Below are 21,448 nucleotides of genomic sequence, written 5' to 3'. Positions count from 1 at the left end.
CTCTCTATTCAGGCTCTGTTTAGGTCTATTTGGATATGCGCTCGATATACTCGCCGGTCCTCGTGTCTATCTTCAAGAGATCCCCCTCGTTGAGAAACAGGGGCACCTGCACGACCAATCCGGTCGACAGCGTAGCAGGCTTTGTGCCACCGGTGGCGGTATCTCCCCTAACCCCCGGATCGGTCTTTTCGATCGGGAGCTCCACAAAGGTCGGGAGCTCAAGGGAGATGGGGTTCCCCTCGTGATAGAGGACGGTAATTTCGAGCCCGTCGGAAAGGAAATCCGCCGAATCCCCCACCTTATCCTCCTCAATGAATATCTGCTCGTAGTTTTCCATATCCATGAAGTAAAATCCCTGATCGTCACGATAGAGATACTGCATCTCCTTCTCGAGGAGGTCCGGTTTGTCAACTTTCTCGCCGGACCTGAAGGTCTTTTCCGTGACCGCCCCGTTTATCAGGTTTCTCAGCTTGGTGCGGACAAACGCCCCCCCCTTCCCCGGCTTTACGTGTTGAAATTCCACGATTATATAGGGCTTCTTGTCTATCTCTATCTTCAATCCCCTTCTGAACTCCGCTGTAGAATACACTTAAAATCCCCCCAGCAAACTATTTATAAGACATTACTTTAATCAGGCTAATACTTTAAAAGATTTCTCAAGCGTTGTCAATACATTAGGGGCATCTTCCGTAACCAGGACCATGTCCTCGAGACGCACCCCGCCCCATCCGGGGATGTATATCCCCGGCTCAACGGTAATCACCATTCCCGGCGATAAGACGGCGTCCCCCAGGGGGCTGAGGACCGGCGGCTCATGGACGTTCAGCCCCACGCCGTGGCCCGTGCCGTGGGAGAAATATTTGCCGTATCCTTTTTCTTCGATATGACCCCTGACCGCCCCGTCCAGCTCCACCGCGGAGATCCCGGGCCTCGCCCGTTTTATCCCCTCTATCTGTGCTGTGCGAACGACCTCGAACACCTCCCTCTTCTTCTCGTCGGCCTCTCCGACCGTATAAGTCACCGTCTGGTCCGAAGCGTACCCCATAAACTCCGCCCCGAAGTCGATTATCAAGAGGTCTCCCTTTTCAAGCTTCCTTTTCCCCGGCTGAGCGTGGACGACGGCTCCGTTTTCCCCCGACGCGACGATGGTCGGAAAGGGCGTCGGCCCCGACCCCCCCCTTCTCATCGCGTAATCCAGCTCCGCGGCGATATCCGCCTCGGAAATCCCCGGGGCGATCATCGGAATTATCCCGTTTAGGGCGTCTTCCGAGATCTTTATCGCCCCGATTATCATCTCAACTTCCCCCTCCTCTTTCACGGCGCGAAGCCTTGACAGGTCGTCCCTTATCGGCGTTATTGATGCCGATCCTTTGACTAAGGGGACCTCCTTCAGGCTCTCATAGAGAAACAGGGTCATGTTGTGAGATTCGACGCCGATCTCCTTGATGGATAGATCGGCTATCGCATCGGCAATGCCGTCGACCTTTTTTTTGTACTCCTCGACGGGAAAGTCTTTAACTTCTGCTGAGGCCTGGGTCGTGTAACGGCCGTCAGTCAAAAAAACCCCCCGGGCCCCGCCGACAACCAGGACGCCGTCGCTTCCGGTAAAGCCGGAGAAGTACCTGACGTTTTTCATGTCGGTTATTACGATTCCGGAGAGGGACAATCCCTTGAAGAAACTCCTCAGCCTCTTGATCCTGTCCTCGATCATATCAACTCTCACCGACGAGGGCCTCAATGGCCATGAGTCCGAGGCGGTATCCCTCCCTGCCGAATCCGGAAATTACGCCCACGGCCACGTCCGAAATATATGAGTGTCTTCTGAAGTCCTCCCTCGAAAAGATGTTGGTCAGGTGAACCTCCACAAAGGGGACCGCCACGGCCAACAGCGCATCCCTAATAGCCACGGATGTATGGGTGTATCCCCCCGCATTTATCAGGATTCCGTCAAAGACATCCGCCTCTTGAATCCTATCAACAATCTCGCCTTCCGAGTTGGACTGGAATATCTCGACTTCGATCTTCAGGCCCTCGGCGGCTTCTTTTATGAATTCCTCCAGATCTGCATAGGTAAGGTAGCCGTAGACCTCCGGCTCCCGCAGGCCCAACATGTTCAGGTTGGGGCCGTTTATCACCAGGACATTCATGTTTTTACCTTCCAAAGATCCAAAAAGAAAAAGCTGCGGGATTAAATACGCATTGCACAATACTTAAACAGCCAAAACAGAGTGTACAATGCTAAATATGCAGCCTTTATATTTACAGGATTGATAAACCGGTTTTTTACATAAGCTCCCTGAGCTTCAGTGATCCAATCCTGATTCTGTATCTGCTTAACGCCAAGTCCGTCTTTGGATTGATTATAAGGATGAAATAGTAATCCTCGGAAATCATATGGGAGATGACGACGAATTTCTTCATGGTTATGGTAACGTCTTTCAAATCCTCGAGGTGAAGTATGGAGATAACCTTTTGAACTTCGGCCATAATACCCGCAAATTCCGCACACACCATGTCTGCATCAAGCCCGAACCTGTCGCTCTGATATTTTTCAATGGGAATACCGTCCCTCCCTATAATCATGCCGGCGAGGCTTCCGGGGACCAAGTCAACTACCTCCTCCAATACACTCCTGAAATCGACCATCTTTAAGCGATTCCCAAAACGATTAAGAAACGACCTGTTTGCCGTCATCTGCTTTATATAAATATTATACGCCGTTAGAACTTAAGTGAAATATAAAAGCATGTTTTTCAGTCAAACCAGAACCGCATATCTTGAGGTGATACAACCAAAATCTCTTTCGGCAATTCATCCAACCCTTTTTTCAACAGACTTCTAAATAGAACTTTTTATCAAAATCGAACGAGTTAAAGACACCTTTACTAATACAAACACATTACAATCATCCGTTTTTTTCAAAGCCGAAATCTCCCTGCCCACCTCCCTCTTTCCTCCCCCCCTTTCCTCTTCGTCCTTTCCAGTCCTGAAATCCCCCAACCTCTCTCCCCCTTTCCTTTCCCCCTTTCATCCCCTCCTTCCACCCCCTACTTCCATCCTCCAACCCCCGCAACCACCCAAATCCTGCCATCAACGAATTACGTCATCCTCCTATACTTCCTCACATTCTGCAACCATTTCTGCAGGCTCTGGATGTTACTGTTGAGGATATCCTCGCTGACAACCGCCGTATCTCCCAAAGCTTCTTCGTCTTCCATCGAGATTTCTCCCTTTCCCTCCGTTGCCGTTATCCTGCCCAGCTCGTTTAACTTCTTCCTAACATGGCTGAGCTTTTCTTTTAAGGTTCTCCTCGTGGGAAAGGCGTCGCTGAGATCTTCGTAAATCGCCAGCGCCCTGTCGAAATATCCCTGTTTTACGTATATATCCGCTATGGTCTCCGTGGAGATATCCACCTCTCCGCCCAAATTTCCGGCGCTTGACTTGTCTTCATATTCTTCCATATCCGCCGGACGTACCTCCTCCACGTCGTCGTAGTAATCTTCCGAGACTGTATCCTCAACCGCCGTCTCGTCCCCGAATTCCGCTATTTCGGCCTCTTCCTCTTCAAAATCCTCCGGAGGTTTAGTCTCGATCTCGACTTCGACGGCTCCCTCCTCCATTTGGGAGAATTCCTCGACGGCCCTTGAAAGGTCGTCCATACCCTCCCCCGAAGTAAACACCTCGTCGAGAATGCCAAACTCATCATCCAAATCGGCCTCCTCCCCTCCCGCACTTTCCCCGTACCCCTCCCCCTCCGTTAGATCTACAACTTCCACATCATCGGCAGATATATCCAGCTCATCCTCCCCCACAGTCTCGGCAGGTTCTGAATCAAGGGGGATTTCATCAACTTCGGTGAACCTTATCTGCTCGTCTTCAGTAAAAATATCTTCATCCACCCCCCCAGCCTCGATGTCCTCCCCTCCCTCTTCGAGATCCAGCTCTCCCTCTTCCTCGTAAATCCCCAGCTCTTCCTCGTCCGGCTCCGGCTCGACCTCCTCTATATCCTCCAATATCTCTTCATCCGCCGCTTCATTTTCGATCTTCCGAACCTCGCCCGCAGGCTCGGCCGAATCGGGGCCGACCTCGATCGTCTCCCGCTCGGCCCCTTGAGCAGCTTGTTCCGCCTGTTTCCCTTCCAGGACCTCTTCCTCTACCGCTTTGGCTTCTCCCTCTTCCTCTTTTTTCGCCTCCTTGATTGCCGCGGAGAGCGGATTTATTCCGGCCTTAACATCTTTTAGCTTCGCCGCAACCTCTTCGTCTTCGGGCGACATAGAGAGGACCTTCCCGAAAAAGACCCCGGCCCCGTTAATATCCTCTTCAAAGAGGTGGACATCGCCGAGGACCTTATTTGCGACGATATTATTAGGAGTTATGGAAACGACCTTTTCGAGCTCCTCCTTGGCCTCCTTGATCATCCCCTTGTCAAAGTAGGCCCTCCCCAAGGCAACCCGGCCGCTCATATAGTTCGGGTACTTCTTGACCCCTTCGACGCAGAGGTGGATCGCCTCGTCCAGCATTCCCTGCTTGCGATAGCACTCGGCAAGGGCGGCAAAGACCCGGGAGCTCGGATTCTTTGCGAGCATAGACTGGTACTTTTCCATCTCCGGGGTGATGACTCTGGTGCCGAGATGGGACGGCCCCCTGATCACAACGGGAATGGATTTTTTCCCGACGACCGGGGAGGCGGGTTTCGGGGCTTTTGGCCCAACTCCACCGGCACCCCTAATCCCTGCTTTATCATCAGCCATGAAGCACCCTAAAATTCAATAATATCAACTATATCTGAGACCCTCTCCATTTTTAAGCTAACACACCCTATGCCCTCTGTCAAGACAAAATTAATTGCCTCGCCACTGGCCTTTTTATCATAATTAATCACGCTTTCATATTCTCCTTTTGAAAATTTTGGCAGCGAAAGATCAAAGCCGTAATCTTCGAGAAGATTCAACATCCTGTCTTGTTCCGATCCCGACAACAACCCCATCTTTCTTGAAATCTCGATCGATACGGCCATCCCCTTTGCAACGGCCATTCCATGTTTTACAACCCCGTACCCGGTGAGATTCTCCACCGCGTGCCCAAAGGTGTGCCCGAAGTTAAGGACGGCCCGAAGCCCGGCCTCCCTCTCGTCCCTCGACACTATATCCGCCTTGATTTTAAGAGAGGACTTTATTATATACTTAATCGCTTCCCCGTCCTTATTCAGGATTCTATCCCTCTTCGATTCCAAATAATCGAAGAGCTCCCGATCCGATATTATACCGTACTTGATTACCTCGGCAAGACCGGAGAGAAACTCCTCCTCCGGAAGCGTTTTGAGGGTATTGATGTCAATAAGCACGAACTTGGGCTGGTAAAAGAGCCCTATCAGGTTCTTCCCGCTGGGGTGGTTTACGGCGGTCTTTCCTCCAACCGAGGAGTCGACCTGGGACAGGAGGGTTGTAGGTATCTGCACGTAGGGGATGCCCCTCATGAAACTCCCCGCCGCGAACCCCCCCAAGTCTCCGATCACGCCCCCCCCGAGCGTCAAAAGTGGGGTTGATCTTGCCGCCCCGGCCGTAACAAGGGAATCGTAAACCTTGCATAAAACGTCAAAATTCTTGGATTCCTCCCCGTCCGGCACTATGATCCTTGTGACCTCGATCCCGGCGTCCTTTATTGCCGCCTCGAGTCTCCCGAAGTAAAGGGATTCCACAACCGGATTTGTGAGGACGCACACATCTGCCGCTTCTAAAAGCGAGCCGGCATCGTCCAATATTCCAAATCCTATATAAATGGGATAGGACCTCTCCCCCAGATTGACCTTAATCTCTTCCATCTTTCACGTAATCAGAAAACGCCTTAAAAACCTCCGCCGCAATCATATCCGGCCCCCCCTTTTCCGTATCTACGCTCAGGTCGGCGAAAGCATAGAATCGGCGTCTTTCCTCGATCTTCTCCTCTATCGCCCCAATCTTGTCCTCCACGTTGAGAAGTGGCCGGTGGGTCCGCCCCCCCACCCTTCTTAAGATCTCCCCTGCCGAGGCCTCGAGACAGACCAAGACACCGTTTTGTTTGAGCATCTCTACATTCTCCTCCCTGATGAGCACCCCGCCCCCCGTGGATATGACGAGATCTTCCATCGAAGACACCCTCCTTACGGCCTCCGACTCCAGCTCCCTGAAGCGGTCTTCTCCGTACCTGTCAAATATCTCTTTGATGCTGATGCCGCTTTGTCTAACTATCTCATCGTCGAGATCTATAAATCTCCTCCTCATCTTCCTTGCGAGGATACTCCCCACCCTCGACTTCCCCGTGCCCATAAATCCGACTAATACGACGTTTTTCCCCATATTCAGTAAAGGCTTATCCTGTCGAGATAGCTCTTATAGCTCCTCGATATATCCTCGAGATTGTCTCCCCCAAATTTTCCCAGAAACTCGCCGGCCAACACCACGGCAACCATTGCCTCCGCAATAACGGAGAGGGCGGGAACGGCCATGACGTCGGACCTCTCGGCCTGGGCGCTTATCTCCTCCTTCGATCTGATGTCCACGGAATGGAGGGGGCTCATGAGGGTCGGGATAGGTTTCATGGCGGCTCTCACAACGATCGGGGCTCCATTGGTTATCCCCCCCTCTATCCCGCCGGCCCGATTCGTCTTTCTATAAAATCTCCTCGACTCGTCGAAGAATATCTCGTCGTGGGCGTCTTTCCCCCTTTTCCTTGCGGTTTCAAAGCCGTCTCCGACCTCGACACCCTTTACCGCTGGGATGCTCATGAGGGCCGCCGCAAGCTTAGCATCAAGCCGGGTGTACCATTGCTCCGGGCCTCCGAGCCCCGGCGGGACTCCGGCGACAACGACCTCCACCACGCCGCCGAGGGTATCCCCCTCCCCCTTTACTTTGTCCACGGCTTCCTTCAAGATTTCATCCTCGTCGGTAACCGGCAGGGAAAATATTGATTTCTGGGCGTTTTGACCCCTGACGCTCAGCGGGGTTTCCCCCGGATCGATTACCATATCTCCAATGGACAGGACATAGCCGAAGAACTCCACATCAAATTGAGACAGGATGATCTTTGCCAGCGCCCCTGCGGCGGTTCGGGCGGCGGTTTCCCGGGCGCTCGCCCGCTCCAGGACGTTTCTGAGATCGGTATGGCCGTACTTGATCCCTCCGGCGAGGTCGGCGTGGCCAGGCCGTGGTCTTGTCACCTCCCTGCCGGCATGGATAACCTCGACGGGATCCATGTACGGGGCCCAGTTTTCCCAATCCTTGTTCTCGATTAAAAAAGCGACCGGACTCCCTATGGTAAATCCGCCCCTGATCCCCGAGAGTATCTGAGCCTTATCCCGCTCTATGGCCATCCTCCCGCCCCTCCCGTATCCCTTCTGCCGCCTCTTGAGCTCAGAGTTTATATCGTCCAATTTTACCGGGAACCCCGAGGGGACGCCGGAAATCAACGAGATTACACCCGGCCCGTGGGATTCCCCCGCCGATACGAAATGAAACATAATCCTAAATAAAAAAAGTCCTTTAAAAAATTCAGGCGATCAAAAAACAAGACATTATGTGGCTGTCCCGCCCTTCGTGAAAACTCTTTTATGAGAATCCGGCAAAACTTGTCCGATATACCGCCGTAATCGAACGCCTCAATCACACCTCACACTTTAAAAATCCTTTATTGCGATTCGACAACGGTGGAAAATAAACAAAAAATAAGCGCACCCGAAAAAACGGGCGCGCATTTATTATGGGGAGAGATAATCTCCCTACTCGTTGATCTCGGAGACAACACCCTCGCTCTCTCTGACAATTGTGGGAGTCACAAAAATCAAGAGCTCCCTTCTTGTATCTTCCGTTGTCCTTGTCTTAAAGAGCCATCCCAAAACGGGGATGTCCTTAAGCAGCGGAAGTCCCAGGTCAACATTCGACTTTCTCTTTCTGTAAAGCCCACCGATCACCACCGTGTCGCGGTTATTTACCAATACCTCAGTGTCAATCTCCTTGGTATCGGTAATATAGTAGGTATTCAGGACACCGTCCAGCGTAATGCTGACCGCGTCTCCAAGAGTTGTATGGGTGAGCTCCACATCCAGTCTTACCCTCTTGTCCGCGGAGATGGTGGGAGTAATCTTGAGATCCGTGACGATATTTTGATATGTAATCTCCGATTCCGTGCTGACATTGCCTTCTTCACTGGTTTCGGTTGTAACGTTTCGTATCGGTATCCTCCTCGTAATGGACAACTCCGCGGCAACGTTGTTCAGCACCCTTATCTTCGGGGATTCTATAATCTCCACCTCCCCCATGGATTCGAGTGCCCTTAATTGAATATCTAGCCTCAAGGTATCTTCGAGGAGACCGATTACAACCGAGGCGCCGCCGACGCCGAGGGCGGAAGACGGGACGGAGGGGAAGATCGCCCCGAAGCCGGAGTCAAAAATATTCGTGTTGTTCAAAAATGTGTTCGCCAGGGTACCGCCGGTGGTCTTACTTCCGCTGTACCCGTTGTTGGCATCATCGTCAAAGTGTGCAATGACCCAGTTGACCCCCAGCTCCTGCGTGAAGGTGTCGCTCGCCTCCACGATCCTCACCTCGAGGCGTATCTCGGGCGTTGCAACGTCGAGTTTTTTGATCACCTTCAAGATATCATCGAGCCGGGCGGCAATATCCGTGATCAGCAGTGACTGGGTCTGGGTAAAGGTCGTTATCGATCCCCTGGCGCTGAGCATCGGCCTTATAACGGCCTGAACGGCTGTCAATGGCGCGTAGCTAAGATCGACTTTTCTCGTAACGAGATCCTCCAGCTCCTCCTGGGCCCTTCTGGACGCCAGCTCCGTGGTGCGCTCCCTGGCAAGGGTTGTCCTTCTGGCAATACGTATTACGTTACCCACCCTCGTCATGCCGAGACCGGTGGTAGACAGGATAATATCGAGGGCCTGATCCCACGGGACCTTCACCAGACGTAGGGTAATCCTGCCGCGAACGTCCGAATCGACCAGCATATTGAGGTTGCTTACCTCTGCAATAAGCTGGAAGATGTTTCTAATGTCGGCGTTTGTAAAAACAAGGGATATCTTCTTTCCCGTGTATTTGGTCTCCCCGTCCCCCGTCTCTCCGAACGTATCGCCTCCGGGACCCGTGACCTCAGGGGCCGCCACCTCGGACTCCGTGGTGGATGGGGTTTCCCCTGGCAGTGTTGCGGGCTGTGCAAGGGTTATATCTTTGGGCTTTACGCCCTCATCCTCGATCTTCGTAGTATCGGGAGCCAAAGATACCCCCTCCCTCTTAGAGAAATCGACTATTATATTGGTGCCCTCGGAAAAGTAGTTGTATGCAACCCTCTTTGAAAGCTCAACGATAACCCTCGCAGACGATACACCCCCGGTCTCGGTCCTGTACGTTTTGATACTCTTTATTGGGCCATCGGACTTCGATACGTCGAGGCTCTTATTCAAAGATTGATCTATCACGGCGTTTGGAATGTCCACGACCACGCTAGAATCCGAGATCATCTTCGCCGTATAGTCCGCCGTGCCGCTCGCGCTTATGATCACCCTTGAAACGTCCGCCTTGTCTTCATATTTAATCTCGTTCAGCTTTACCGCTCCTCCCGATAAAGGCGCAGACGGCGTTTTCGAGGCAGGCGTCGTGGTCTCCGCTGTATCGGACTCAAAGGCGGTATCGATGGCCTTGCCGAAGACCACCATCAACTTGTTCTCTTTGGAGTAAACATTGTATTTATTGAGACCGCTCGAGATCCCCGACTCGAAAACGAACCTCACCTTGTCCGGATGAATCCCTATCCTGATATTCTTTACATCCTTGCTGCCCACCTCGATCGATTTATTCGGATAACTGCTCTTTACACCGCTGATATCAACCACAAGACGATACGGGTCTTCAAGGACGAAAGACTCGAAGTCCTTTACATATCCGTCCGCAAATATGGTGATCTTGGTTCCGGAGACGTCATCCGATTTCTCCACGTTGATGATCTTTGTGGCGGAATTGGTCCATTTCTTCTCTTCGGTCTTGGGGGCGACTTCACCCGTTTTCGGAACGGCACCATCCTCAAGGGCCGAGGTTCCCGCCCCATCGAGCCTCTGAATCTCGATCTTGAGGGTGTTGCCCACCTGCTCAGGAATGAGATAGTTGGTATCACCGACGAGATATATCTCCAACCTGGCGACATTCTTCCCGTCTGTGGTCATATTCTTTTGATTGATGGTGCTTATAGTCCCGTTTTCAACAGATACCTTCTTTTCGGATTCCTCGAAGAGCGCATTGGGCATATCAACCACCAACCTCAATGGAGACTCCAACCGATAGGGTGTGTAATCAAGCTTGCCCTCGGATTTCAGGGAAATGATCACTTTGTCTTTCATCTCCGTAACCGATTCGAGCTGGACACTCTTTCCCTTCATCGACGTTGAAGTGCCCGGACCTGTAGCCGTGGTTGCACATCCGAAAATAATTAGTGTGAGTATCAAAAGGAGTATCGATCCAAAAGGAAATTTTAATAATTTTCTAAGTAAAATCATCTATTTCCCCTCCATTACTTTACTTTCAAGGTCTCAATTGTAGTTTTAGGATTGTCAAAATAGTCCGTAAATTCAACCTGAACGCGAATCTCGCTGGGAGTGATTGCAATGACCTTCCCATTCGCTATTTCCGTGCCCACATAGATGTTGTAACCCCTCTTTGTGGGATCCTCGATCATGGCCACCCCCGTATCCGTCTCGGGATCGTAAATTATCGCCTTTACCGTTAACTGGGAAAGTTTAAATTTCTGCAACGGCGTAAGCTCTTCCTCAGGCTTTTCAATCTTCTTTTCAATTTTTACATTATACGGCCTGAAGGGATCCCTCTTCTTCGTAGGATCATATTTAAATTCTTTATCGATAATGAATCCGTCTTTCTTGGCCGCAGTATCATCCTTAGGCATTTCGGATCCAGGAGAGGCCGGAAGGAGTGCGATATCTTCCCCGATGACATTCCCTTTCCCGGAATCCTTCTCCGTTCCCTTGTCCTCCACGGAAGGCTTTTCCGGTTCGAGCTTTTCGGGCGCTTCCGCGGTTTCGGTGTCCGACTCCTTCTTTTCTCCCTTCTTCTCGGGCTTTTCTCCCTCAACCGTCTCCGGAGCTTTCGTCTCCTTTGGAGTCTTTGCATCTCCGTTTGGAGGCTTTATAGGCACGCCTTTCCCCTTATCCTCAACGGGAGTCTTGTCCTCGGGTCCTGGGGATTTCACTTCTTCCTTCTTTTCCGGTACGGGTCCTTTGGCGATTTTCTCCTTTTCGGGCTGAACCGTTTCATCACCCTCGGGCTTGGCTGGAATTCCCTCCGTTTCTTCCTCTTTCACCCCCTCGCCAGGGGGCGTCACCTTATCCTTGGGCCCGGTACTTTTCTTGATTACATTCGGATCATTTGGATCGCTGAGTTTTTGCCTCTTGGACACTTCCTTTTTTGTCTCGGACTTTAAAAAAGGTATCTTGTCCATAATATCCGAACATCCCCCGAAAAGGGACACGCACAAAACAACCACCAACAAGCTTAAGTATTTATGTTTTCTCAACATCATTCTTATTACCAAAGATTCTTAATTAGGGAACTTAAACGTTACGGCCGTGCAGGATATCTGAAGGATTACATTTCCTCCGCTTATGCTGCTTTTCTTCATGGTGATATTTCTCACATTAATAATCCTGTCCAAGGTTCTGATCTTATCCAAGAATACGGCGAAGCTGTTGTAAGTACCCTTTACACTAATGGAAACCGGAACCTCGATATAGTTTTTTTCTTTTATGTTCTTCTCCTTGCCCGGCTTGAACAAAAGGAAATCAAGGCCGGATTCCTTTCCGCTGGTCGAGATATATGACAATATGTCGGGTATTTCCGAGCTCTTCGGAATCTCTATCTCGAGGATTCCGAGCTCCACCTCAAGCTTCTTCGCCTTCGCTTCAAAGGCCGCCAGATTTTTCTTGGTCTCTTCGAGCTTTTGAAGATCCTTCTCTAATTTTGCCACGGCATCTTCTTGCTTTTTCAGCTCCACTTTTTTGCCGGTATAGATCCCGAAGTAATACCCCACGCCTAAAAGAATCATCAATCCAAGAAGTATCAAACCCCTTTGATACCCCGGTATCTTGTTTATTACATCCAACGAAAAGGCCACAGGTTAGATCCCCTTTAACTATTAACTATTACTTAAAACGACAACAAAAGGAAGATTCAATTATCCACATCGATTCCATCTCAATAAACAACATGACATTGTCCATAAAAATTACTTTCTAGATCCGCAGGGCATATAATCATAAGTCCACTCAAAAAGGAACAATACTAAGATACTATTTTTTCTTTTTCTTCGCCGGTTTCTTTTTTGCGGGCTTCTTTTTCTCCGCCGGTTTCTCCGCTACCTTTTCTTCTTCGCCCTCCATCTTTGGATACATAACCCCCATACTCAGAGCGAAAGTATTTACCGTAAGACCCTCCTTTTGGGACTTCTTGCTCTGAGTTAAAGTAATGCCCTTGAAATAATTACTGCTATCCAAATTTCTCATAAAGGTTGCAAGGGTTTCGTTGTCCGCCGTATACCCCTTTATGGTCAATTTCGAGCCCTTAAGCTGGAAATCATCGATCCAGAGCTCCCGGGGCATAACGTCCGCTATTTCATCCATCACCATAACGGGGCCGTTCCGCTCGGACTGGAGGTTCCTGATAACATTTCGCCTCGATTCCAGATCACTCACCTGTTTCTTGAACTTCTTCAGGGCCTCCGCCTCTTTTTGCAGCGTCTTTATATCATTGTCTAACTTTTCCTTCTTCTCAATCGTCTCTTCAATTTTTTTCGTAATTCCAAGATGGAAATATCCGATAATCCCCAGCGTGGCAATGAGCGCCAGAACCGCTATAACAACCTGCTGACGCAGCGTTTCTTTCTTTTTTACTTCCCTTGTTTCGAGGAGATTTATCTTTATCATTTGTCGCCACCCCGCCTCAAGGCCAAGCCGACCCCCACCGCTCCAAACGGCGCTATATCCTGAATATATGATGCGTCGAAGAGCTTCTCGTTAAAATCAATGTTCGCAAAGGGATTTACCATTTCCACGTTTGTGCCGGATTTGTCCTTTATGACCCGGCTCAGCCCGGGAGTCTTTGACGTTCCTCCGCTTAAATAGATTTTGCTGACCGAATCGCTGGTCCCCTGGGACAAGAAGTAATCGATAGTCTTCTGTATCTCGGATGCCACGAGGTCCCCCGAGACCTGATTAATAACGTTTATAATCTCTTCTTTGGATACGTCCCTTCCGCCCTTGCCCAGCTTTAACGACTCGGCCTCGTCATAACTGATCGAAAAGCGCTTCTGAAGCTCCTCGGTATATTGATTTCCCCCGGAAGATATGTCTCTGGTAAAGGCGGACACTCCGTTCTTGATAATATTGATATTGGTAAAGCTGGCGCCGACATTTATAAGGGCTATGACATCCCCGCTGTCAAACTGATAGTTGACGTCATACATATTCTCCAGCGCAAAGCAATCGACATCTACAACCACGACGTTCAGCCCAGCCTCACTTATAACCGCAATATATTCACTTATTACATCCTTTTTCGCCGCGGCAAGCATTACCTCCATCTGCCCCGATCCGTCCTCCAGGGTTTCCAGTATCTGGAAATCTATGTTGACATCGGAGATATCAAAGGGTATATACTGCTCCGCCTCCCACTGAATCGACTCCTCCAGCTCTTCCTGAGACATGGTGGGAAGGGTGATTTTCTGAATCCTGACGGCGTTTCCGGAAATCGATGTGGCCACATCCTTTACCTTCACCTTCAATCCGGTCACAAGACTCTGGATAGCGTCGACAACGGCCGCCGTATCCATGATTGCACCGTCGACTATCGTCTCGGGATGCAGCTCCGCTATCCCGAAATTTGTCAGGTTGTAGCCCCTCTTAGACTCCTTTATCTCAAGTAATTTTATCGAGCTGGAGCCTATATCTATGGCTATCAGATCTTTCTTTTTCCCTATCATTTCTTAGCACCCAGACCGTTTATGCAGAATCCGTAAAAACCTTGTCCTTATCGTTCAGTTTAAGATCCAAGGCAAAGAGAATCTTCCTCTTGGTGTCCATGCGACAGTCCTTCCCCTTTTCGATCCTGTCAATCGTAAGAGGCGAAACGCCCGCCTTTCTGGCAAGCTCCGCCTTGCTCATCAGGAGCTTCTCCCGGTACTTCTTAACGTTGTTCTGATTAGAATTTCCACTCATGATACTTATCAAAAAAAATTAAATAGATAAAACCAGTTACCCTTTTGGCTATATTATAGTGAAATTAGCGCTAAAGTGTCAAGTATTTTCTAATTTTATGTATAAATTATATAAAATTATACTTATCTTATCATGCATCTTGTATTAATGACCTTTCTTTTAACTATATCTTGTGTCGCGATTTTTCAAAAAACCGATAAACGAAGGGTCATTTTGCGACACAACGGTCCCTCCCGGTCTCCTTCGCCCTGTAAAGGGCATCGTCTGCGCCCTTCATCAACTCCTCCACAGACGGCCAATCCCCGGGATAAGATGCAACCCCAACGCTTACCGTGACGGAGATATTTCCGCTCCCTGCCCTGATCATCCCCTTCTTCACCGCCCTCCTGATCCTCTCGGCGGTTGCAAGTCCGCTCTCCCTTGATATCCTCGGGAGCAGAACCGCGAACTCTTCCCCCCCTATTCTGCTGACAATATCCACCTTCCTCGTGATCTTTAAAATCGTGTTGGAGACCTCCTTTATCACCTCGTCCCCGGCCGAGTGTCCGTAAGTGTCGTTGATCTTCTTGAAAAAGTCGATATCGATTATCAGAAGCGACAGGTTCTCCGAATATCTCTCGGCCTGCTCCCACTGCTCCCTGAGCGCCCTGTTAAACCTCCTCCTGTTGAAAAGCCCCGTCATCGGGTCGGTTACGGCAAGCCTGTTCAGCCTCTTCATCAGCCTCAACCCCACCATCGAAACCGCCGTCATGTTGATGATAACCTCCATGATCCTGATATAAAACCTATAGGGAAGGCGCTCAGAGCGCAAAATAAGAACAAAGGTTCCTATAAGCTCCTCCTCCGAGACGAGGGGGAAGATCATAAAAGCCCTCCCCTTTTCTATCTTGTGCTTTTGGCCAAAAACATCTCTTCTTTTACCCCCCCCTTCATAAACGAGATATTTCCTGTTTTCGAGCACCCAGCCGACCAGGGAATCGCCGTTTTCAAACCTGATCTTTCTATACTTTTCGGCATCTTCCCCCCAGTAAGAGATGACGACGCTCTCATCGCCGCGACTGGAGGTGAACGCCATGCTCTTTACCGGAAGCATCCTTGCCGCCGCCGCAAACACAATATCCAATACATCCCCCACCTTCTTCGCCTCGGCAAGCTTCCTGCTGACGGCGTAAAGCTCCTCAAGCTCGCGAAGATTCACGACAAACCTCGATAGGTGCACCCTGTACCCCACCATCTCCCCGACCATGAACGCCACGAGCCGAAAGATGGGGAGGCGCCCTTCCGATTCCCCGTCATCGATACGGCCGTCGAACACCAAAACCCCCTTTACCTCCCCTTCGTCAAAAACCGGGACGACCGCCAGAATAGATACACCGGAGGGTGTATCGATGTAATAGTCAGGATCGAGCTTCCCGCCCCCGCCTTCACCGTGGATCGTGAGCGGCCTTCCCGTCCGCATCACCGTCCTAAAATGTTTATCTTCCACCGAAGAGTCGAAGTTGAATTCACCCTTCAAAGACGAGCCCTCCCTCACCCGGAAGCCACCGCCCTCCATATCGGGGACAAGATAGCAGATCCCGTTTACTTTAAGCGCATCCCTAGCCCCGTCGAGGATCTCAAACATGGTGTCGTCGACATTGGCCAGGGTCTTTACCGCCTCTTTCTCGATGGTCTCGCCTGACACTCCACCCTTTTCAACGAAAGCCCCTCCCTTTACTCCCTTCAGATCTTCCTCAAACCTCCTTAGCCTCCTCCCGATCTCGGCCCTCTTTACAAACTCTATCCTGCCGTAGAGGAGGAAAAATATGAAAAACAGGGAAGATACGACCGTCCGCTTGAATACCATTTCGGTTATCTCGACGGGTCTTTCAATGACATAAACTGATATAATATCTGACACTGCGAGGAACAAAAAGGTGCCAATACTCACCTTTATATCCAGAACTACGGCCAAAATAGAAGCGGTGAGAAACAGCATCGGGTAGAGGGACGAGTTTGAAAGGCCGGTTATATGGATTACGACGATCGTGAGGACCGCAAAGATGAGGGCGAACTCGATCTCCGTCAGGATTGATCTTCCGCTGCCCCCAAGCCTGACCACCGCCGTCAAGAATAGGGGCACAAGGGGCAGGGTCAAAAGGATTCTTAAGCCTGCGTCATTTTTGTTGGATGCGAAATATCCGGTGAAGATTAAGAGGATATAAAGGGCCGTGATTACGAGAACTACAATATCAAAAGCGTTGAAAGAATCGAAAAATCCACTTAAGGGGAAAAATCTCTTTTTCAGTTCTCTAATCCTTTCAGATACTTTTCCGCCTCTCTCGCCAGCGGCGTGTCGGGAACCAGCTTTATTACTTCACTGAACTCCATTTTGGCCGCTAAACTTCTCTTTTGTTCGAGATAGATTATCCCCAGCATATAGTGAGCCTGGGCAAGCTCGGGATATTGCTCCAGCGCCTCCTGGAGAACGCTTTCCGACAAATCGAACCTCCCCATCTTCCTGTATATCCGCGCCAGCTCGAGGTACGGTGGAATGTATTCCGGCTTCAATCTGATCGCTGTCTTCAGGTTTTCAACGGCTCCTTCGTAGTTGTTCATCTTCGCATACGCCACGGCTATGTTGTAATAGGCGGACTCCGGCTCGTGAAATATGATATTTTCAAGGGATTTTTTCAGCTGTACGATCGCCTCGTCGTAACGCTCCATAGCTATCAAGACAATCCCCTTGCCTACGTACGCCTTCGAAAAATCTTTATCCATGAAAAGGGTTTTATCGAAATAGTCGAGCGATAGAGCATACCTCTTGAGCTCGTAGCACGTCTGACCCATGGCGTAGTAAAGCTCCGGTGTCTTTTTATATTTTTCCGCCTCTATAAACTCCACCATGGCATAAGTCGGTTTCCCGGCGCCCAGGCGGGAAAGACCCGTGTTGTAGTGAAGGGTGTATCTCGCCCCCTTGATATCCTTCGGCTGCCCCTCCTTGTCTGTTTCATTTTTCGGGGTCGTCACACAGGCCGTCGATAAAAGAAGGATTAATGCCAAAAAAGAGAACGCCGTAATGAAAAGCGGACTTTTTTTCATGATTTACCTACATTCCTTAATTGTTCCTAAAATTACAAAGATATAAGAAGTTTTACAAGATCCTTTTGATCCTCTTCAACGAAGAACTCCGACTCCGTTTTTCTTGCGACCCTCTCCCGAACCACCTTATCATCATCGGTCCTGATCTTCGAAGCGGAAATATCCGGGATATTCTTCACCGCCGATTCAACGACGATTGAGACCTTATCTTCCGCCTCGGCTATTCTCTTTGAATCCGCCTCGATCTTTATCTCCGCCTTCACTCCTTCACGCTTGGGCTTATCTACGATTCCCCTCACCACCCCTGAACTCTTGACCTCCAGATCGCTCGAATCATCCACCATAATATCATCGAGACTCTCATACTTCACCTCTTCTTCACCCCGAGCCCCGCCGGAGGATTCGATTCGATCCGAGTCATCCTCCTCTTCTACCGGCACCTCCTCATACACCTCTTCTAAAACCTCTTCGTATTCTTCCTCTTCATCTTCCACTTTTACAATTTTTGTTCTCTTCTCCTCTTTTTCCCTCTCCTCCCGCTTCCTTATATCCTTTAGGTTCTCAGCAAAGGGGACCAGCCTCCTGATGAAGTTTTCCCTTAAAGCACCAGCGCGCTCATCAAGCATATTCTTCTTTACGATCATAAAACCCATATCCTCGATGAAATTCACCGCATCGGTCTCGACCTGGTGTATCTTCGATTCCGTAGTGGGACACTCGTCCGAGGTAAAGAAGAGGCGCTTATCCTCCATCACCATGTGAAGGCAGACATAGACGTACCTTCCCTTCCCCTCCTTGGCGGAGATTATATACGCATCCGCCTCCTGGGCCGGCCCGGAAACGGCGACGAAGGGCCGGTTCCCCGATGAGACCACCGCAACTATCTCGGAGGACTTTAAATCAAGCCTTTCGATTTTTGGATTTAGAGTAAACATCACGACCAGCGATATTTTTCGTAATAATTTACCAGAGATAGCTCCCTTTGTCAATCCCTTGTCCTTATTGCCCCAAAAGACACCATTGACCCTACAAATATCGCCCCGATAAGTCTCCTTAAAAAAGGAGCCGGCTTTAAAAGAAAAACTCCTTGATAAAGAAACGGACATCTCCTATACTATACGATATCTATATAATAATTGAGCTTAAGCCTAAATCAGGGAGGAAATTCGATGCCGGTTTACAAAAGAGAGTTCGTATTCTCCGGAGACGATCTTACCATATACGATTTTCCCGAAAAGACGAGAATCATATATCCCCCGGGGCCGTTTCCAGCCATCGCCGACGAAAAGGCCGCAATCGTCAACGCCCTCGACCGCCCCCTGGGCACGCCCCCCTTGATCAGCATGGTGGACCCGACATCCAGGGTGACAATCGCCTTCGACGACCCCTGCATCCCGGTTCCCCCGATGATAAAAGACACGAGGGGCCAGATCATCGAGGCGGTTATCGAAAAGCTCTTCGCCGCCGGGATCAAGAAAAAGAATATCCGGCTGATCTGCGCCGGGGGCATACACAGGAAATGGACGCTGAGGGAGCTCTCGACCATTTTGGGACGGAAGGTAACGAGGGAGTTCAGGAAAAACATCTCGTGTCACGACGCGGAGGATCCCGCCTCCATCGTATCCCTTGGGAAGACCGAGGCGGGCGAAGACGTCGAGGTAAACCGCTCCCTCGTGGACTCGGACCTTGTTATCTACGCAAACCTCAATTTCATCACGATGAACGGGGGCTGGAAGTCCGCGGCGGTCGGCCTCTCCACATACAACAGCATACGCAGCCACCACCATCACAAGACGCTCAAGGTCGGCTCCCTCATTGACCCCGAGACCTCCGCCATGCTCTCCTCCATATCGAGGATGGGGGAGATAATCGAGAAGAACACGAACTTCTTCATGGTAGAGACCGTCCTTAATAACAGCGTCTGGCCGAAGGCTATCGCCAAACACCTTACCCCGATAGGGAAAGACATTAGGAGAAAGCCGTCGCCGATAATCAGGGCCGTCGTCCCCGCATCCAGGATGACGCCGAGCGTGATCAAGAAGAAGATCAGCAAATCCCTCTCGGCGGGTTATCGAATGATCGGCGTCAACGCCGGAAAGGTGGACCTTGTTCACAAAAGGACCCTCGAGCTCCTGTTTAAGCAGCAGAACATCCCGGTAGAAGGCCAGTCCGACATCGTCGTCTATGGGGTCCCAAACTTTTGCCCCTACGCCGCCCTCTCGAACATTAATCCGATCCTCGTTATTGTCATGGCGATGGGCTATTATTTCAACTTCTACAGGGGAAAGCCACTGGTCAAGAAGGACGGTGTCATCATCATTGCAAATCCCTTTGAGGAGCAATTTCACATGAGGCACCACCCTTCCTACTACGACTTTTACATGAACCATCTGCCGGAGTACAAGAACCCGGAGGACGTCCCGGAGGAGCTGGAGCTTCAGTTCGCGAAGGATGAGAGATATATTGACCTCTACCGGAACGAATACGCGTACCACGGCGCCCACTCGATCATAGCATGGTACTGGGCATCGAAGGGGCTGAATCACCCCCAGAAGATAATCGCCGCGGGCGTAAAGGACAAAAGGGTGGCCGAGAAGCTGGGGCTTCTCCCCGCGAAGGACCTCACCGAGGCGATCGCCATGGCCGAGGAGATCATGGGGAAGGACGCCTCGCTGACGTACCACTTCCTGACGCCGCTCTCCGCCGTTGATGTGAGATAGTTTTTAATAAGGTGGTGTAACTTCTTAATTTAAAATTTCCGTAGAAATCAAACACTTTTTAGCGAATCAAATATTAACTATTATAACAAGACATTGCTATTAAAAAATAATATTGGAGCAAAGAATAATGATTAATTCATTTGAAATTGAGGGGGAGTGGTGGCTGCCGGAAAATCCTGATAACAAGGTTAAGGGCAAGCTTATTTATAATCCGGGACAGACTCCAATTTTAGATCTGTCGGGAGTCTTATCCAGTTTAAATGTAAAAGAAGGCAAAACAACAAGATTAGCCTTGGGTGAATTAATTAGTAAGGATTTCATTTTAGGAATTTCAAATTCAGGGGAAAAAGCAACTCTTCATAAATGCTATTCAATTAATCCAACAACAATTATAAAGGATATTGTCGTAGAGAAACAAACTTTTGACATTCAATACATCTTTAGAGGTGAGCATTTTAATAATAAAGACGATATAAAATTCCAAGCCTTAGTACTAAAGTATCTCTATTTTGACACTTGGACTAAATCCTACACTAGACGTGAGGGTAGCAAAATTAAATTTATAAAAATAGATATTAGAGAAGACCTCAACCTCTATTTTGTTTTACAAAATAATGTCGAGCTGCCAATTAACGAATTGAATAATTTAGAAAATATAGAAAATAGCATAATACTCCACCCTAAAGAATCAAAAAAGTATTTTGATTACGATGATGATATGGGTCTAATGTTCATGTTCTTTTCATTCGCAATTTCTAACAGAACACATCCATTATCAATTAGAGGTTTAACAGATAACCATGATGAAGTTGAGGTCTTTTTTAGAATACGAGGTATTACCAATTTGCCTGAAACCTTAGTAGAAAAACAATTTCTATTTAGTCTAAGAAGTATCCAAATTAAAATAGAATATTTAATAGTGAGCTGGTTCAAAAAAGGAAGTCAACTTGAACTTGAACTTGATATTGTTTTTAGCCTTTTTCTAAGAACTATCTACTTCCCTGAAATGCACTACGAAATTGATTTTTTAGTAATAGCTCAGGCAATTGAAACATTTCACCATCGGATATCATATAATAAGAAAGATGAAAGGTATGAAGAAGATTATGTATCTGATGATAACTATAACAAAATATGCAAGAAATTGTACGAAGCACTTGATGAGGAAATTCCAAATATTAATGATAAAAGTGCTAATCACTTAAAACAACATCTTATAAAGTATTTAGAACTGGGAAATAAATATTCCTTAAGAAAAAGACTAAAAGAAATTGAAAGAAAATACCGTTTAATGGAAGTGTTTTTTAGTTGTAAAAGTCAAGCACCTTCCGTACAGTATGTCCTCTCGGGGCCGCCGATTTAGGCGGCTTCCTTTGGTATCTCGTTTCTTTTC

20 protein-coding genes are annotated in these 21,448 nt (G+C 49.1%); 2 read left to right on the top strand and 18 right to left on the bottom strand.

Annotated features, from left to right (window positions below):
- Positions 1-25: 25 nt before the first annotated feature.
- The 18 genes from efp to JW984_12060 all read right to left on the bottom strand — a co-directional run bounded on the left by efp (position 26) and on the right by JW984_12060 (position 18,324).
- Positions 26-589: an elongation factor P gene (gene efp, locus JW984_12145; protein MBN1573939.1), complete on the bottom strand. Its 564-nt coding sequence runs from the start codon at positions 587-589 to the stop codon at positions 26-28.
- A gap of 42 nt (positions 590-631) precedes the next feature.
- Positions 632-1,723, bottom strand: a complete 1,092-nt coding sequence (locus JW984_12140; GenBank protein MBN1573938.1) for an aminopeptidase P family protein — start codon at positions 1,721-1,723, stop codon at positions 632-634.
- The gene (aroQ, locus tag JW984_12135) at positions 1,713-2,147 is read right to left on the bottom strand and encodes a type II 3-dehydroquinate dehydratase (GenBank protein ID MBN1573937.1); all 435 of its coding nucleotides are present in this window, start codon (positions 2,145-2,147) and stop codon (positions 1,713-1,715) included. Before aroQ ends, JW984_12140 begins: the two co-directional genes overlap by 11 nt.
- A 136-nt stretch (positions 2,148-2,283) precedes the next feature.
- A complete protein-coding gene (locus JW984_12130) occupies positions 2,284-2,646 on the bottom strand; it encodes a hypothetical protein (GenBank protein ID MBN1573936.1) in 363 nt (120 codons plus the stop codon).
- A gap of 192 nt (positions 2,647-2,838) precedes the next feature.
- The gene (locus tag JW984_12125; GenBank protein MBN1573935.1) at positions 2,839-3,000 is read right to left on the bottom strand and encodes a hypothetical protein; all 162 of its coding nucleotides are present in this window, start codon (positions 2,998-3,000) and stop codon (positions 2,839-2,841) included.
- 98 nt (positions 3,001-3,098) lie between these two features.
- Complete coding sequence (locus tag JW984_12120) at positions 3,099-4,751, bottom strand: hypothetical protein (protein MBN1573934.1); 1,653 nt, start codon at positions 4,749-4,751, stop codon at positions 3,099-3,101.
- A gap of 8 nt (positions 4,752-4,759) precedes the next feature.
- Complete coding sequence (gene aroB, locus JW984_12115; GenBank protein ID MBN1573933.1) at positions 4,760-5,821, bottom strand: 3-dehydroquinate synthase; 1,062 nt, start codon at positions 5,819-5,821, stop codon at positions 4,760-4,762.
- Positions 5,808-6,335, bottom strand: a complete 528-nt coding sequence (locus tag JW984_12110) for a shikimate kinase (protein MBN1573932.1) — start codon at positions 6,333-6,335, stop codon at positions 5,808-5,810. Before JW984_12110 ends, aroB begins: the two co-directional genes overlap by 14 nt.
- Before the next feature lie 2 nt (positions 6,336-6,337).
- A complete protein-coding gene (gene aroC, locus JW984_12105) occupies positions 6,338-7,495 on the bottom strand; it encodes a chorismate synthase (protein MBN1573931.1) in 1,158 nt (385 codons plus the stop codon).
- Positions 7,496-7,753: 258 nt separating this feature from the next.
- Positions 7,754-10,411 (bottom strand): type IV pilus secretin PilQ, encoded by a 2,658-nt coding sequence (pilQ, locus tag JW984_12100; GenBank protein MBN1573930.1) that lies wholly within the window; start codon positions 10,409-10,411, stop codon positions 7,754-7,756.
- Between the two features lie 131 nt (positions 10,412-10,542).
- Entirely contained in the window at positions 10,543-11,484 is a 942-nt protein-coding gene (locus JW984_12095) for a pilus assembly protein PilP (protein ID MBN1573929.1), read from the bottom strand.
- Between the two features lie 99 nt (positions 11,485-11,583).
- Positions 11,584-12,156, bottom strand: a complete 573-nt coding sequence (gene pilO / locus JW984_12090; protein MBN1573928.1) for a type 4a pilus biogenesis protein PilO — start codon at positions 12,154-12,156, stop codon at positions 11,584-11,586.
- Between the two features lie 175 nt (positions 12,157-12,331).
- The gene (locus JW984_12085; GenBank protein ID MBN1573927.1) at positions 12,332-12,964 is read right to left on the bottom strand and encodes a PilN domain-containing protein; all 633 of its coding nucleotides are present in this window, start codon (positions 12,962-12,964) and stop codon (positions 12,332-12,334) included.
- Positions 12,961-14,019, bottom strand: a complete 1,059-nt coding sequence (pilM, locus tag JW984_12080) for a type IV pilus assembly protein PilM (GenBank protein ID MBN1573926.1) — start codon at positions 14,017-14,019, stop codon at positions 12,961-12,963. The genes JW984_12085 and pilM overlap by 4 nt, the downstream gene beginning before the upstream one ends.
- A 19-nt stretch (positions 14,020-14,038) precedes the next feature.
- A complete protein-coding gene (locus JW984_12075) occupies positions 14,039-14,254 on the bottom strand; it encodes a helix-turn-helix domain-containing protein (protein MBN1573925.1) in 216 nt (71 codons plus the stop codon).
- Between the two features lie 208 nt (positions 14,255-14,462).
- Entirely contained in the window at positions 14,463-16,391 is a 1,929-nt protein-coding gene (locus JW984_12070) for a diguanylate cyclase (GenBank protein ID MBN1573924.1), read from the bottom strand.
- 146 nt (positions 16,392-16,537) lie between these two features.
- The gene (locus JW984_12065) at positions 16,538-17,335 is read right to left on the bottom strand and encodes a tetratricopeptide repeat protein (protein MBN1573923.1); all 798 of its coding nucleotides are present in this window, start codon (positions 17,333-17,335) and stop codon (positions 16,538-16,540) included.
- 32 nt (positions 17,336-17,367) lie between these two features.
- Entirely contained in the window at positions 17,368-18,324 is a 957-nt protein-coding gene (locus JW984_12060; protein ID MBN1573922.1) for a hypothetical protein, read from the bottom strand.
- Positions 18,325-18,504: 180 nt separating this feature from the next.
- Here JW984_12060 and JW984_12055 point away from each other — a divergent pair, with 180 nt between their 5' ends.
- Complete coding sequence (locus JW984_12055) at positions 18,505-20,055, top strand: DUF2088 domain-containing protein (GenBank protein ID MBN1573921.1); 1,551 nt, start codon at positions 18,505-18,507, stop codon at positions 20,053-20,055.
- Positions 20,056-20,182: 127 nt separating this feature from the next.
- Positions 20,183-21,418, top strand: a complete 1,236-nt coding sequence (locus JW984_12050) for a hypothetical protein (GenBank protein ID MBN1573920.1) — start codon at positions 20,183-20,185, stop codon at positions 21,416-21,418.
- Positions 21,419-21,448 lie beyond the last annotated feature (30 nt).

Origin of the sequence: Candidatus Zymogenus saltonus (assembly GCA_016929395.1) — a bacterium.
GTDB lineage: Bacteria > Desulfobacterota > Zymogenia > Zymogenales > Zymogenaceae > Zymogenus > Zymogenus saltonus.
The sequence above is the reverse complement of the archived record's forward strand: the minus strand, read 5'-3'. Positions and strand labels throughout refer to the sequence as shown.

Coding starts and splice junctions, on each gene's coding strand:
- aroQ (MBN1573937.1), bottom strand. CDS start 2,147: ATGAATGTCCTGGTGATAAACGGCCCCAACCTGAACATGTTGGGCCTG.
- JW984_12130 (MBN1573936.1), bottom strand. CDS start 2,646: ATGGTCGATTTCAGGAGTGTATTGGAGGAGGTAGTTGACTTGGTCCCC.
- JW984_12120 (MBN1573934.1), bottom strand. CDS start 4,751: ATGGCTGATGATAAAGCAGGGATTAGGGGTGCCGGTGGAGTTGGGCCA.
- aroB (MBN1573933.1), bottom strand. CDS start 5,821: ATGGAAGAGATTAAGGTCAATCTGGGGGAGAGGTCCTATCCCATTTAT.
- JW984_12110 (MBN1573932.1), bottom strand. CDS start 6,335: ATGGGGAAAAACGTCGTATTAGTCGGATTTATGGGCACGGGGAAGTCG.
- aroC (MBN1573931.1), bottom strand. CDS start 7,495: ATGTTTCATTTCGTATCGGCGGGGGAATCCCACGGGCCGGGTGTAATC.
- pilQ (MBN1573930.1), bottom strand. CDS start 10,411: ATGAAGGGAAAGAGTGTCCAGCTCGAATCGGTTACGGAGATGAAAGAC.
- JW984_12095 (MBN1573929.1), bottom strand. CDS start 11,484: ATGGACAAGATACCTTTTTTAAAGTCCGAGACAAAAAAGGAAGTGTCC.
- JW984_12085 (MBN1573927.1), bottom strand. CDS start 12,964: ATGATAAAGATAAATCTCCTCGAAACAAGGGAAGTAAAAAAGAAAGAA.
- pilM (MBN1573926.1), bottom strand. CDS start 14,019: ATGATAGGGAAAAAGAAAGATCTGATAGCCATAGATATAGGCTCCAGC.
- JW984_12075 (MBN1573925.1), bottom strand. CDS start 14,254: ATGAGTGGAAATTCTAATCAGAACAACGTTAAGAAGTACCGGGAGAAG.
- JW984_12065 (MBN1573923.1), bottom strand. CDS start 17,335: ATGAAAAAAAGTCCGCTTTTCATTACGGCGTTCTCTTTTTTGGCATTA.
- JW984_12055 (MBN1573921.1), top strand. CDS start 18,505: ATGCCGGTTTACAAAAGAGAGTTCGTATTCTCCGGAGACGATCTTACC.
- JW984_12050 (MBN1573920.1), top strand. CDS start 20,183: ATGATTAATTCATTTGAAATTGAGGGGGAGTGGTGGCTGCCGGAAAAT.